This is a genomic window from Jiangella mangrovi (assembly GCF_014204975.1).
Classification (GTDB): domain Bacteria; phylum Actinomycetota; class Actinomycetes; order Jiangellales; family Jiangellaceae; genus Jiangella; species Jiangella mangrovi.
In genome coordinates this window covers 2973874-2986999 of the sequence record NZ_JACHMM010000001.1, presented here as the reverse complement: position 1 = coordinate 2986999, position 13126 = coordinate 2973874, and the positions used below count along the sequence as shown (strand labels likewise).

General features: G+C 73.0%; 14 protein-coding genes. 7 read left to right on the top strand and 7 right to left on the bottom strand.

Annotated features, from left to right (window positions below; translation table 11 throughout):
- Positions 1–186: 186 nt before the first annotated feature.
- The gene (locus HD601_RS14020) at positions 187–1296 is read right to left on the bottom strand and encodes a GuaB3 family IMP dehydrogenase-related protein (RefSeq protein ID WP_184822775.1); all 1110 of its coding nucleotides are present in this window, start codon (positions 1294–1296) and stop codon (positions 187–189) included.
- 25 nt (positions 1297–1321) lie between these two features.
- A complete protein-coding gene (locus tag HD601_RS14015) occupies positions 1322–2269 on the bottom strand; it encodes an NAD(P)-dependent alcohol dehydrogenase (RefSeq protein ID WP_184822773.1) in 948 nt (315 codons plus the stop codon).
- An 86-nt stretch (positions 2270–2355) separates the two neighbouring features.
- On the opposite strand from HD601_RS14015, the gene HD601_RS14010 reads away from it, so the two are divergent.
- Entirely contained in the window at positions 2356–3015 is a 660-nt protein-coding gene (locus tag HD601_RS14010; RefSeq protein WP_184822771.1) for a TetR/AcrR family transcriptional regulator, read from the top strand.
- On the opposite strand, the gene guaB is transcribed toward HD601_RS14010, so the two are convergent.
- The gene (gene guaB / locus HD601_RS14005) at positions 2997–4496 is read right to left on the bottom strand and encodes an IMP dehydrogenase (protein WP_184822769.1); all 1500 of its coding nucleotides are present in this window, start codon (positions 4494–4496) and stop codon (positions 2997–2999) included. The genes HD601_RS14010 and guaB overlap by 19 nt on opposite strands.
- 181 nt (positions 4497–4677) lie before the next feature.
- Here guaB and HD601_RS14000 point away from each other — a divergent pair, with 181 nt between their 5' ends.
- Positions 4678–5229 (top strand): DUF2269 family protein, encoded by a 552-nt coding sequence (locus tag HD601_RS14000; protein ID WP_184822767.1) that lies wholly within the window; start codon positions 4678–4680, stop codon positions 5227–5229.
- A 40-nt stretch (positions 5230–5269) separates the two neighbouring features.
- Positions 5270–5776 (top strand): TetR/AcrR family transcriptional regulator, encoded by a 507-nt coding sequence (locus HD601_RS13995; protein WP_184829844.1) that lies wholly within the window; start codon positions 5270–5272, stop codon positions 5774–5776.
- A 16-nt stretch (positions 5777–5792) separates the two neighbouring features.
- On the opposite strand, the gene HD601_RS13990 is transcribed toward HD601_RS13995, so the two are convergent.
- Entirely contained in the window at positions 5793–6968 is a 1176-nt protein-coding gene (locus tag HD601_RS13990; RefSeq protein WP_221440969.1) for a pyridoxal phosphate-dependent aminotransferase, read from the bottom strand.
- Positions 6969–6987: 19 nt separating this feature from the next.
- Between HD601_RS13990 and HD601_RS13985 the strand changes: the two genes are divergently transcribed.
- The 4 genes from HD601_RS13985 (at position 6988) to HD601_RS13970 (ending at position 10882) form a co-directional block, all read left to right on the top strand.
- Positions 6988–7809 (top strand): nucleoside hydrolase, encoded by an 822-nt coding sequence (locus HD601_RS13985; protein ID WP_184822763.1) that lies wholly within the window; start codon positions 6988–6990, stop codon positions 7807–7809.
- Positions 7810–7977: 168 nt separating this feature from the next.
- Positions 7978–9006, top strand: a complete 1029-nt coding sequence (locus tag HD601_RS13980) for a putative F420-0 ABC transporter substrate-binding protein (RefSeq protein WP_184822761.1) — start codon at positions 7978–7980, stop codon at positions 9004–9006.
- Complete coding sequence (locus tag HD601_RS13975; RefSeq protein WP_221440968.1) at positions 9003–10076, top strand: putative F420-0 ABC transporter permease subunit; 1074 nt, start codon at positions 9003–9005, stop codon at positions 10074–10076. Before HD601_RS13980 ends, HD601_RS13975 begins: the two co-directional genes overlap by 4 nt.
- Positions 10073–10882 (top strand): ABC transporter ATP-binding protein, encoded by an 810-nt coding sequence (locus tag HD601_RS13970; RefSeq protein ID WP_184822759.1) that lies wholly within the window; start codon positions 10073–10075, stop codon positions 10880–10882. The genes HD601_RS13975 and HD601_RS13970 overlap by 4 nt, the downstream gene beginning before the upstream one ends.
- A gap of 109 nt (positions 10883–10991) precedes the next feature.
- Here the strand turns inward: HD601_RS13970 and HD601_RS13965 are convergent, their stop codons facing one another.
- The 3 genes from HD601_RS13965 to HD601_RS33090 are packed head-to-tail and all read right to left on the bottom strand — an operon-like array spanning position 10992 to position 13106.
- Positions 10992–11981, bottom strand: a complete 990-nt coding sequence (locus tag HD601_RS13965) for a TIGR03557 family F420-dependent LLM class oxidoreductase (protein ID WP_184822758.1) — start codon at positions 11979–11981, stop codon at positions 10992–10994.
- 9 nt (positions 11982–11990) lie between these two features.
- Positions 11991–12812, bottom strand: coding sequence for a hypothetical protein (locus HD601_RS13960; RefSeq protein WP_184822757.1), 822 nt, complete (start codon positions 12810–12812; stop codon positions 11991–11993).
- 12 nt (positions 12813–12824) lie between these two features.
- Positions 12825–13106 (bottom strand): LamG-like jellyroll fold domain-containing protein, encoded by a 282-nt coding sequence (locus HD601_RS33090; protein ID WP_343076412.1) that lies wholly within the window; start codon positions 13104–13106, stop codon positions 12825–12827.
- Positions 13107–13126: the final 20 nt, after the last annotated feature.

The window sequence follows — 13126 nt, the reverse complement described above, 5'->3', positions numbered from 1 at the left end:
GACGCCAGCCTACGGCGGTGGAAGGACAGCGCGCCGCCGGATATCGGCCCGCCGGCGGACGAACCGGCTCGATGTCCGTTGCGGACGCGTTGATCGCCTGAGAACAAGCAGTTGGCGTCAGCGTCTACACGTTCGACGAGGACTCTGCCGCCCCTCGCCCGGCCGGCGGCCGGGCGGCGGCCCCGATCAGCGCAGGACGGTGACCTCGACCCGCTGGAACTCCTTGACCTCGGTGTAGCCGGTGGTGGCCATGGCCCGGCGCAGGGCGCCGACGAGGTTCATGGAGCCGTCGGCGAGGTAGGACGGCCCGTTCAGGATCTCGGCCAGCGGGCCGATGCTCCCGACGTGCACCCTTTCGCCCCGCGGCAGGTCGGCATGGTGGGCCTCGGAGCCCCAGTGCCAGCCGCGCCCCGGCGCCTCGGTGGCCCGCGCCAGCGGCGACCCGACCATGACGGCGTCGGCCCCGCAGGCGATGGCCTTGGCGATGTCGCCGGACCGGCCGATGGAGCCGTCGGCGATGACGTGCACGTACCGGCCGCCGGACTCGTCGAGGTAGTCGCGCCGCGCGGCCGCGACGTCGGCCACGGCCGTGGCCATGGGAACCGTCAGCCCCAGCACGGAGCGCGTGGTGTGCGACGACCCGCCGCCGAAGCCGACCAGGACGCCTGCCGCGCCGGTGCGCATGAGGTGCAGCGCGGCCTGGTACGTGGCGCAGCCGCCGACGACGACCGGGACGTCGAGCTCGTAGATGAACTGCTTGAGGTTCAGCGGCTCGGCCCGGCCGGACACGTGCTCGGCGGACACCGTCGTGCCGCGGATGACCATGATGTCGACACCGGCGTCGATGACGGCCTGGTGGTAGCGCTTCACGCGCGGCGGCGACAGCGCGCCGGCCACCGTGACGCCGGCGTCGCGGATCTCGCGCAGGCGGTCGGCGATGAGGTCCTCGCGCACCGGGGCGGCGTAGATCTCCTGCAGCCGGTTGAGCGCCTTGCCCTCCTCGAGCCCGGCGATCTCCTCGAGCAGCGGCTCGGGGTCCTCGTACCGGGTCCACAGCCCCTCGAGGTCGAGCACGCCGAGCCCGCCGGCCTGCCCCAGCTCGATGGCCATGGACGGCGACATCACGGAGTCCATGGGCGCCGCGAGCAGCGGGATCTCGAACCGGTAGGCGTCGATCTGCCAGTGCGTCGACACCTCCTCGGGATCGCGGGTGCGACGCGACGGCACGATGGCCACGTCGTCGAAGGCATACGCTTGGCGGCCGCGCTTTCCACGGCCGATCTCGATCTCCGCCACCCGCAGAGGATATCGGAGCGCCTCGTCAGGGATGTAACAGGACGTTGCCGACCTTGTGACCGGTGTCGACGCGGGCGTGCGCCTCGGCGGCGTCGGCGAGGTCGTAGACCTGGTCGACGACGACGGTGAGCTCGCCGGCCGCGACCAGCCCGAGCAGGAACTCGTAGTCGGCGCGGCGCTCGGGCGCGACGCCGGCGACGACGTTGCCCCGCGCGCGGAGGGTGTCGCCGAAGCTCCCGACGGCGAGCAGCAGCCGGCCCGACGGGGTGAGCAGCGGCCGCCCCACCTTGATCGAGAGGTTGCCGACGGTGTCGAGCACGAGGTCGTAGCGCTCGGCGGTGCGGGTGACGTCATGGCGGGTGTGGTCGACGACGTGGGCGGCGCCCAGCCGGGTGACCAGCTCGGCGTTCGCGCCGCTGGTGACGCCGGTGACCGTGGCCCCGAAGTGCCGCGCCAGCTGGACGGCGCTGGTGCCGATGGCGCCGGACGCGCCGTTGACCAGCACCGACTGCCCGGCCGCCACGTGTCCCTTGTCGCGTAGGAAGAACAGCGCCGTCGTGCCGCCGAACAGCACGCCGGCGGCGTCGTCGTGGCTCACGCCGTCCGGCATGACGGCGACCTTCTCGGCCGGCATGGCGACGTACTCGGCGTGTGCGCCCATGCGCGCGCCGGCCATGCCGCAGACGCGGTCGCCGGGCCGCAACCGGGTGACGGCGGAGCCGACGGCCTCGACCACCCCGGAGTAGGCGCTGCCCAGGACCTTCCGCCGCGGCCGGACCACGCCGAACGCCAGCCGCGCGAACGGCGCGAAGCCGGCCGGGAACCGCGCGGCCCGCAGCCGGGCGTCGCCCGAGGTGACCGCCGCCGTGTGCACCCGGACCAGCACCTGGTCCGCCTTCGGCTCCGGCCGCGGGACGTCGGCCACGCGGACGACGTCGGGCGGGCCGTACCGGTCGTTCACCGCTGCCTTCATCATGTGCCCCCTTACACCTGTAAGTCTCAGGAGCACGATAGCCTTACACCCGTAAGGACACAAGACCCGGCGTGAGGAGCCTGCCGTTGACCACGCGCCCCGCCCTGTCCCGCGAACGCATCGTCGAGGCCGCCGTCCAGGTGGCCGACCGCGGCGGGCTCGCGCAGGTGAGCATGCGCAACGTGGGCAAGGAGCTGGGCGTCGAGGCGATGTCGCTCTACCACCACATCAAGGGCAAGGACGACCTGCTCGACGCCCTGGCGGACTGGATCTTCACCCGCATCGCGCTGCCCGGCCTGGACGATCCCTGGCGGCCGGCCATGACGGAGCGGGCGGCGTCGGCGCGCGCCACGCTGGGCGGACACCCATGGGCGCTGGGGCTGATCGAGTCACGGCGCGACGGCGGGCCGGCGCTGCTGCGTCACCACGACACGGTGCTGGGCTGCCTGCGCCGCAACGGGTTCTCGGTCGCGCTGGCAGCGCACGCGTTCTCGGCCCTCGACGCCTACGTGTACGGGTTCGTGCTCACGGAGCTGAACCTGCCGTTCGACGCCCCTTCCGGCGCCGAGGAGCTGGCCGGCGAGCTACGGCAGGCACTGCCCGTCGACGAGTTCCCCTACCTGATCGAGATGATCGAGGAGAAGGTGATCGGCCGCGACTACACCTACGGGTCGGAGTTCGAGTACGGCCTCGACCTGATCCTGGACGGCCTGGCCGACCGGCTGGCTCAGCGGCGCGAGGAGTAGTTCGGCGCCTCGACCGTCATCTGGATGTCGTGCGGGTGCGACTCCTTGAGCCCGGCCGACGTGATGCGGACGAACTGGCCGCGCTCCTTCAGCTCGGGGACCGTGCGCGCGCCGGTGTAGAACATCGACTGCCGCAGCCCGCCGACGAGCTGGTGGGTGACTCCGCCCAGCGGCCCGCGGAACGGCACCTGGCCCTCGATGCCCTCCGGGATCAGCTGGTCGTCGCTGGTGACATCGGCCTGGAAGTAGCGGTCGCGCGAGCCGGTGGTCTCGGCACCGCGCTTGCGCAGTGCGCCGAGCGAGCCCATGCCGCGGTAGGACTTGAACTGCTTGCCGTTGATGAAGATCAGCTCGCCCGGGCTCTCGGCGACGCCGGCCAGCAGGGAGCCGAGCATGACGGTGTCGGCACCGGCCACCAGGGCCTTGGCGATGTCGCCGGAGTACTGCAGACCGCCGTCGCCGATGACGGGGATGCCGGCCGGCCTCGCCGCGAGCGACGCCTCATGGATGGCGGTGACCTGCGGGACTCCCACGCCGGCGACGACGCGGGTGGTGCAGATGGAGCCCGGGCCGATGCCGACCTTGATGCCGTCGGCGCCGGCGTCGACCAGTGCCTGCGCACCGGCGCGCGTGGCGACGTTGCCGCCGATGACGTCGACGCCGCGGGCGGCGGGGTCGGACTTGAGCCGGCGCACCATCTCGAGCAGCAGGCTGGTGTGGCCGTGCGCGGTGTCGACGACGAGCACGTCGACGCCGGCCTCGACCAGCGACATGGCCCGCTCCCACGCGTCGCCGAAGAACCCGACGGCGGCGGCCGCGACCAGCCGGCCCTCGGCGTCCTTGGTGGCGTTGGGGTACTCCTCGGACTTCACGAAGTCCTTGACGGTGATGAGCCCCTTGAGCCGGCCGGCGTCGTCGACCAGCGGCAGCTTCTCGATCTTGTGCTTGGCCAGCAGTGCGAACGCGTCGTCGGACTTGATGCCCACGGGGCCGGTGACCAGCGGCATGCGCGTCATGACCTCGCTGACGCGGCGCTCGTCGAACTCGGCCGACGGGATGAACCGGATGTCGCGGTTGGTGATGATGCCGAGCAGGACGCCGTCGTCGTGGGTGACCGGCAGGCCGGAGATGCGGTACTGGCCGCACATGCGGTCCATCTCGGCCAGCGTGGCCTCGGGGCCGATGGTGACGGGGTCGGTGACCATGCCCGACTCGGACCGCTTGACGAGGTCGACGTGGTGCGCCTGGTCGTCGATGGAGAGGCTGCGGTGCAGGACGCCCAGGCCGCCCTGGCGGGCCATGGCGATGGCCATGCGCGACTCGGTGACGGTGTCCATGGCGCTGGACAGCAGGGGGATGCTGACCGAGATGTTCCGCGAGACCCGCGAGGTGGTGTCGACCTCGCTCGGGATCACGTCGGACTCACCGGGGAGCAGCAGGACGTCGTCGAAGGTCAGGGCGAGGGGCGCGAGCGAGTCCATGACACTTTCCTGGGTCGGCAGCCGGGGTTGGTCCCAGGGTAGTCCCGCACCCCGGCCGCGTGCCCCCTAGTCCGGCGTGCTCGTCGACACACCGTCGTCGTCCCGGTACGCAGGCGGGCGTAGCCGCGAATACGCAGCATGGGCGACGACGGCGACGGCTGCGGCCGACAAGGTGGACGGCATGACGATCACGACACGCACCGAGACGCCGTCGGCGACCAGCAGGCCCTGGCGGCTGACCGGCCGCCCGCGCAAGGCCGTGCTGGTCACGCACATCCTGTCCGCCGGCACCTGGTTCGGCATGGACATCGTCATGGCGGTGCTCGTCTTCACGGCCATCCGCACGGACTCCGACGAGACCCGCGCGATGACCTACCAGGCGGTGGAGCTGTTCGCCGTCTGGCCCATGGCCACCGCCGGCCTGGTGTGCCTGGCCAGCGGGGTCCTGCTGGGCCTGGGCAGCAAGTACGGGCTGGTGCGGTTCTGGTGGGTGGCGATCAAGCTGTGCCTCAACGTGCTGCTGTCGACGCTGGTGCTGCTGGCGCTGCGGCCGGGCGTGCAGGAGGCGGCCGAGCAGGGCCGGCTGCTGGGGAGCGGGGGCACGCTGCCGGACCCCGGCGGCATGGTCTACCCGCCCATCGTGTCGACGTCGCTGCTGCTGGTGGCCTACCTGCTGTCCGTCTTCAAGCCCTGGGGCCGGGTGCGCCGCGCGGCCCCGCAGCACACGCCGTAACCCTGTTATGACGAACCGGCAGGGTGTTACGGTGAGGACCATGCAGGAGTGGATCCCGGTCCCTGGGTCTGCGAAGGCCCGGCTGATCGAGGCCGCCATGCACCACTTCGAGCAGGCGGGCTACGAGGCGGCCACCGTCACCGAGCTGGCGTCGAAGGCCGGCGTCACCACGGGCTCGCTCTACCACCACTTCGGCTCCAAGCTCGGGCTGTACACCGTCGTCCGCGACGACCTCGAGAAGCGCATCACCGACCGCATGGAGGGCGCGGCCGAGACCATCGGCGCGCCGGGCCGCGAGGCCGCCCGGGTCGCGCTGCTGGTCGCGTTCGACGCGACGGCCCGCTTCGGCGTCTGCCGACTACTCGGCGAGACCGCGCCCAGCGACCACCCGGACCGCGTGCGGGCCACCCTCGCCGCGCTGCTGCCCGACGGCGTCCAGCTCGCCTCGGTCCTGCTGGTCGCGACCTGGCGCTCGGCCCTGCTCGAGGTCGCCGACGGCACCCCGGCGGCCACCGTCCGGGCCGCGCTGGAGTTCGCCCTCGACTGATCTGCCCATGACGCCGCTATACGAGCGACGAGAGCCGGCCCAGCCGCTCGACGGCGTCGTGCAGCACCTCGTCGCGCTTGCAGAACGCGAACCGGACCAGCGACGGCGCCGCCGACGGGTCGGAGTAGAAGACCGACACCGGGACCGCCGCGACCCCGACCAGCTCGGGCAGCCGCTGGCACAGCTCGACGCCGTCGGCGAACCCGAGGGGCGCGGCGTCGGCGATGACGAAGTACGTCCCGCCCGGCACCGACACCGGGAACCCGGCCGCGCGCAAGCCGTCAACCAGGAGATCGCGCTTGGCCTGCAGCCCGTCGCGGAGCCCGGCGTAGAAGTCGTCGTCCAGGCCGAGTCCGGTCGCCACGGCCGGCTGCAGCGGGCCGGCGCTGACGAAGGTGAGGAACTGCTTGACGGCGCGCGCGGCGGCGACGAGCTCGGCCGGGCCGTGCAGCCAGCCGACCTTCCAGCCGGTGACGGAGAACGTCTTGCCGGCCGACGAGATGGTGACCGTGCGCTCCGCCATGCCCGGCAGCGTCGCGATCGGCACGTGGACGCCGTCGTCGAACACCATGTGCTCGTAGACCTCGTCGGTGACGACGACGGCGTCGTGCTCGATCGCCAGCCGGCCGATGAGCTCGAGCTCGGCGCGGTCGAACACCTTGCCGGTCGGGTTCTGCGGTGTGTTCAGCAGCACGACGCGCGTGCGCGGCCCGAACGCGGCCCGCAGCTCGGCCTCGTCGAGCCCGAAGTCCGGCCAGCGAAGCGTGACAGTGCGCTTGACGGCGCCGGCCAGCGCGATGGACGCGGCATAGGAGTCGTAGACGGGGTCGAACGTGACGACCTCGTCGCCCGGCTCGCACAGCGCCATGATCGTGGCCGCGATGGCCTCGGTGGCGCCGGCCGTGACGAGCACCTCGGTGTCGGGGTCGGCGTCGAGGCCGTAGAACCGCTTCTGGTGCTGAGCGACCGCCTCGCGCAGCACCGGCAGGCCGGGTCCGGGCGGGTACTGGTTCAGCCCGCCGTGAATGGCATTGCTGGCGGCCTCCAACAGGACGTCGGGGCCGTCGGTGTCCGGGAAGCCCTGCCCCAGGTTGATGGCGCCGGTGCGGGTGGCGAGTGCGGTGATCTCGGCGAAGATGGTCGACGTGAACGGTCGCATCCGCTCGACGAGCGCGGGTCGGCGTGGTGGCACGGGTTCACGGTACTCGCGGGTGGTGATCGACACCGACTGCGGCATCGACGATGCGCTGGCCCTGCTCTACCTGGCCGGGCGGCCGCGGGACTGTGAGCCGGCCGCCGTCACCACGGTGTTCGGCAACGCGCCCGTCGCGGCGGTCGTCGCGAACGTCGGGCACGTGCTCGGACTGGCAGGGCTGGCGGACGTGCCGGTCGCGGTCGGCGCGGACGGGCCGGTGGACCCTGCGGGCCACCACGGTTCGGACGGTCTGGGCGACCTCGTCGCGGACAAGACGCCGCCGCACACCGTCGTCGACGAGGATGCCGCACGGTTCCTGGCCGGTCTCGCCCGCGACCGGCCCGGCCACTACGACCTGCTGGCGCTCGGCCCGCTGACCAACGTCGCGCGGGCGCTGGACCTCGAGCCGGACCTGCTGACGCTGTTCCGGTCGGTCGTGGTCATGGGCGGATCCGCGGACGACACGAACGTCCGCCGCGACCCCGAGGCGGCCCGGCGGGTGCTGACCGCGCCGCGGACCCGGCTGGTCCTGGTCGGGGTGGACGTCACCTCGACCGTGGTCGTCGGCGACGACGCCGTGCGGCGGCTGCGGGCGGCGGGGACCGCGCGGGCCGAGTTCGCCGCGGCCCTCGTCGAGCGGTACATCGACGCGTACGAGGGCAGGTGGGGCCGCCGGGTCGCTCCCGTCCACGACGCACTGGCCGCGGCGCTGCTGCTGCGGCCCGACTGGATCACCACCGCCCGCACGGAATCGCCGCCCGGCACCGTCGTCGCCCTGAAGTTGGACGGCGAGGCGTTCGTCGCCGATCTGCTCGGCGCTCTCGTTGTGGATTTTTGATAAAAGTTGGCTCGGAGGGATGATTTCCGCGGGTTCGACTGCTTAGGATGGCAGGAGCCCCGGAGCACCGCTTGTGCTCTGCTGCGTCTGCCCGGTTAGTGGGCAGCTGGTTCGGCGGTCGCCTTGGACCGTCTCCCACGAACCCTGCCTTCGCATGTGGAGACCCCTGTGGCGCTTTCCCCTACCCGATCCCTGCGCGCCGCCCTGCTGGGCGTCGCCGCTGGTGCGTTCGTCCTGGCCGGTTGCGGCTCCGACGACGGCGCCGGCCCCGGTGACGACGCGACCGAGGCGGCGTCGACCGGCGCCCCCGGCTCCGGCGAGTTCACGCCGGTCAGCGTCGACAACTGCGGCTTCGACGTCACCGTCGACAGCCCTCCGGAGCGCGTCGTCACCATCAAGTCGACCGCGACCGAGATGATGCTCGCCCTCGGACTGGCCGACAAGCTCGTGGGCACGGCGTTCGCCGACGGCCCGGTGCCCGACGCCTACGCGTCCGACCTCGACGGCGTCCCCGTCCTGTCCGACAACGTGCCCGGTCAGGAGGCCCTCCTCGACGTCGAGCCGGACTTCGTCTACGGCGGCTGGGAGAGCAACTTCGGCGTCGACACCGCCGGCGAGCGGTCGTCGCTGGCCGACTTCGGCATCACGACCTACGTGTCGCCGGCTGCCTGCCAGGAGCCGGCGTACCAGCCGGACCCGATGACCTTCGACGAGCTGTTCGCCGAGATCCACGAGGTCGCCTCGTTCTTCGGCGTCACCGAGGCCGCCGACTCGCTGGTGGCCGAGCAGCAGGCGCTGCTCGACCAGGTCGAGTCGCCCGGCGACGGACTGACGGCGCTCTGGTACTCCTCGGGCGAGGACGCGCCGTTCGTCGGCGGCGACATCGGCGCCCCGGCCATGATGATGCGCGAGCTCGGCGTCGAGAACATCTTCGCCGACGTCGACGCGACCTGGTCGAACGTCAGCTGGGAGCAGATCATCGACCGGAACCCGGACGTGATCATCCTGGTCGACGCGGCCTGGAACACCGCCGACAGCAAGATCGAGCGGCTCACGAACAACCCCGCGACCGCCGCGCTGCCCGCCGTCGCCGAGGAGCGGTACCTGACGCTGCCGTTCCCCGCCGCCGAGGCGGGCGTGCGCAACGCGCAGGCCGTCGTCGACCTCGCCGGGCAGCTGGAGGAGCTGGGCCTGTGACGACGACCGCTTCCCCGCCCACCGTGCCCGGCGGCGCTTCGGCGCCCCAGGTGCGGCGGGCGGGGGCGCGCACGACCGGCTGGATCGCCGTCATGACGGCGGTCCTGGCGGCGTCGATCACGCTGGCCGTCACCATCGGCTCCGCCGACCTGCATCCCCTGGACGTGTGGCGCTCGATCGGCGACCACCTGGGGCTGTCCTCGTCGTCGCTGTCGCAGCTGCGCGACGGCATCGTGTGGGAGCTGCGGCTGCCCCGGGTGCTGACGGCGGCCGCCGTCGGCGCCGCGCTGGCGGTCTGCGGCGCCGTCATGCAGACCCTGACCCGCAACCCGCTGGCCGACCCGTACCTGCTGGGGCTGTCGTCCGGCGCGTCGGTGGGCGCGGTGGCCGTGCTGATCCTCGGCGTCGGCTGGCTGGGCCTGCCGGTGGCCGCGTTCGCGGGCGCGCTGCTGGCGTTGGTGGTGACGTTCGCGCTGGCCAACCGGCGCGGCGAGCTGGCGCCGACGCGGACCGTGCTGGCCGGGCTCGCGGTGTCGTACCTGTGCTCCGCCGCGACGTCGTTCATCATCTTCTGGTCCGCGACCGGCGACTCCTACCGCGAGATCCTCAGCTGGCTGCTGGGTTCGCTCGGCGGAGCGTCCTGGTCAGACGCGGCGATCGTCTGGGTCGCCGTCGTCGTGGTCGGGGCGGTGCTGGTGTCGCGGAGCCGGGTGCTCGACGCGTTCGCGTTCGGCGACTCGACGGCGCTGTCGCTCGGCATCGAGGTCAACCGGACCCGGTGGACGCTGCTCACGCTGGTCGCGCTGCTCACGGGCGCTGCCGTCGCCGTCAGCGGCGCCATCGGCTTCGTCGGGCTCATGCTCCCGCACGCCGTCCGGTTCGTCGTCGGCTCCGGGCACCGCGCGGTGCTGCCGTTGTCGGCACTGGCCGGCGCCAGCTTCATGATCTGGGCCGACACCCTGGCCCGCACCCTGTTCGACCCGCGCGAGCTGCCGGTGGGCGTCGTCACCGCCTTCCTCGGTGCTCCCGCGTTCGCCGTCCTGCTACGCCGCCGGAGGGTTGGCCGATGACCGTTCTCGACACTCCCGTTCTGCTCCAGCCGCCGGCCGGTCGTGCGGAGGCTGCGCCCGCACTGTCGGTCGCCGACGTCTCCTGGTCCGCCGACGGGCGCCTCATCGTCGACGGCGTCCGCCTGTCGGTCGCGCCGGGCACGATGACCGGGCTGCTGGGACCCAACGGCTCCGGCAAGTCCAGCCTGCTGCGCACGGTGGCGGGCACCTACCGTCCCGACGGCGGCCAGGTGCTGCTGGGCGGTTCCGACCTGGGCGCGATGCGCCGCCGCGACCGCGCCCGCCGCGTCGCCGTCGTCGAGCAGGAGTCGTCGACGGACGTGCCGCTGCAGGTGCTCGACGTGGTCCTGCTGGGCCGGACGCCGCACCGCGCTTCTGCTGCTGACGAGGGGTTGGCGCTGGCTGCGTTGGAGACGGTCGGCATGCACGACCTCGCCGACCGCGACTGGCACACCCTGTCCGGCGGCGAGCGGCAGCGGGTGCACCTGGCCCGGGCGATCACGCAGCAGCCGGAGTTGCTGCTGCTCGACGAGCCGACCAACCACCTCGACATCCACTACCAGCTGGCGCTGCTGACGTTCGTCCGCTCGCTGGGGGTGACGACGCTGGCGGCGCTGCACGACCTCAACCTGGCGGCCGCCTACTGCGACCAGGTGGTCGTGCTGGCCGGCGGCCGGGTGGCTGCCGCCGGCGCGCCGTCGGAGGTCCTGGTCCCGGAGGTCGTACGGTCCGTCTTCGGCGTTGACGCCGACATCCACCTCAACCCCCGCACCGGCCGCCCGGTACTCACCTTCTCGCCCCTCTGATTCGGCTTGGCACGCCTGGGGTGACCCCTTGGCACGCCGGAGGCGACCAATCGCGTCCGACTTGCCCTGGTTTGTGGAACGCTCCGGCGTGCCAAGCCGGTCGCGTGGGTCAGGCGGTGAGCTTGGGGAGCACCTCGCGCCCGAACACGTCGATCCAGGTGCGTTGGTCGGGGCCGGCGTCGTGCAGGTAGACGTGGGTGGCGCCGGCGTCGAGGTAGCGCTGGATCTCGCGACGGTGCACCTCGAGGTCGGCGGAGATGAGCACCCGGCCCTCGAAGTCCTCGACCCGGACCATGCGTGCGATCTGGTCGAAGTCGTAGGGCGAGCGGATGTCGGCCTTCGAGAACCGCATGGCGCCGTTGGGCCACTCGCGCAGCGCCTGGGCGGCCGCCTCGGCGGGGTCGGGGGCCCACGAGAGGTGGACCTGCACGATCTTCGCCAGCGTCGACGGGTCCTTGCCGGCCGAGCGGGCGCCCTCGTCGAAGCGGCCGAAGAGGGACGCCACCTTGTCCGGCGTGCTGGCCACGGTGATCATGCCGTCGCAGGAGGCGCCGGCCCGGCGGGCGGTGATGGGCCCGGACGTCGCGATGTAGACCGGCGGCGGCGCGGCGGGCATGGTCCACAGGCGGGTGCGCTCGAGCGTGAAGAACCGGCCGTCGTGGCGGACGTCGCGGCCGGTGAAGAGCTTCTGGATGATCTCGACCGCCTCGAACATGCGGGCGATCCGCTGCGGCGCCTCGGGCCAGTACCCGCCGACGACGTGCTCGCTGATGGCCTCGCCGGACCCGATGCCCAGCCAGTGCCGGCCCGGGTACAGCTGCTCCAGCGTGGCCGCCGCCTGCGCGACGACGGCGGGATGCCACCGGAACGACGGGCAGGTCGCGCCGACGCCGACCAGGCCGCGGGTGCGCTCGGCCATGGCCGTCATGACGTTCCAGACGAACCCGGCCTGCCCCTGCTGCGGCGTCCACGGCTGGAAGTGGTCGTCGGCCATGACGCCGTCGAACCCCGCGGCCTCGGCCGCCACCGCCAGCTGCACGACCTCGGACGGCGCGAACCGCTCCAGCATGGCGGCGTAGCCCACCCGTGCCAGCGTCATCGTGCCAACCTAACGGTCGGACCCGCGGGCGGGCCACCAGACGATCCGGTCGGCCACGGCGGGGTCGCGGAAGACGGCGACGGACTCGTCGTAGCGCCGCCACCAGTCGCCCTCGCGCTCCGCGGCCATCAACAGCAGCGGCCGGCCGTCGACGGTCAGCTCCACCTCGGTGAGCACGCAGCGCTCGTGCCGGCCGGCCGCCCGGAGCCCGTCGTCGATCGTGAGCGCGACCCGTTCGATCCGTCCGTGCGGCAGCCCCAGGTCGGTGTGCAGCCGCACGTACGCGGTGTCGACGGCGGCCGGGTCGGCGGGGCACTCCGAGCTCAGGCACAGACCGGAGACGTCGTCGTCCTGGTAGGTGTCGGCCACGACCTCGCCGGCGTCGAGCACCAGCCGCAGCCAGTGCAGGCACCGCGCGCCCTCGGCCTCCTCGGAGTAGCGCGTGGGCCGGCCGTCCGGCGTCTCGCCGAGCGGCCACTCGGGCCCCTCCCACCGGACGACGTACCGCCCGGCCAGCTGGAGCCAGAGCGGCAGCGTGCCGAGCAGCCAGTCGATGCCGTCGGGCCGGAGCAGCGGACCGACGAGGTCGGGGACGGCCGCCTCGGTGAACCGGCGCACCAGGTGCCGCGGGACCGCGACCTCGCCGGCCGTCGCCGAGAGCACCGGCAGCGCGCCGCCGTCCTCGCGGAACACCTCGAACACCCCCGTGCGGCCGGCGTCGCCGCGGTGCTCGACGAGCTCCCAGCCGCTGCCGCCGCGGCGCCGGACATCGCCGGCCACCACGGCACGGAAGTCGCGACCGTCCGTCGCCCAGTCCCCCCGCACGTCCATGCCGTCATGATCTCAGGTCGCGCGGCTCACCTCGTCGAGCGGGAGGTGGACGAGCGGGTCGCCGACGGCGTCACCTGCGGCCAGCGCCGCGATCTCGGCCGCCGACGCCGCGCGGCCGAGCAGCCAGACGTCGTCGAGGTCGCCGAGGAGCTGGTTGGCGCCGTCCGGCCGCTGGCCCAGGTGCAGGCCGACGGCGGCGTCGGTGGTGACCGAGCCGGGCACGGGCGCCCCGGACGCGACCGCGACGCCGTCGACGTAGAGGACCACCCCGTCGGCGCCCCGCGTCAGCGCCACGTGGTGCCACCCGCCGTCGG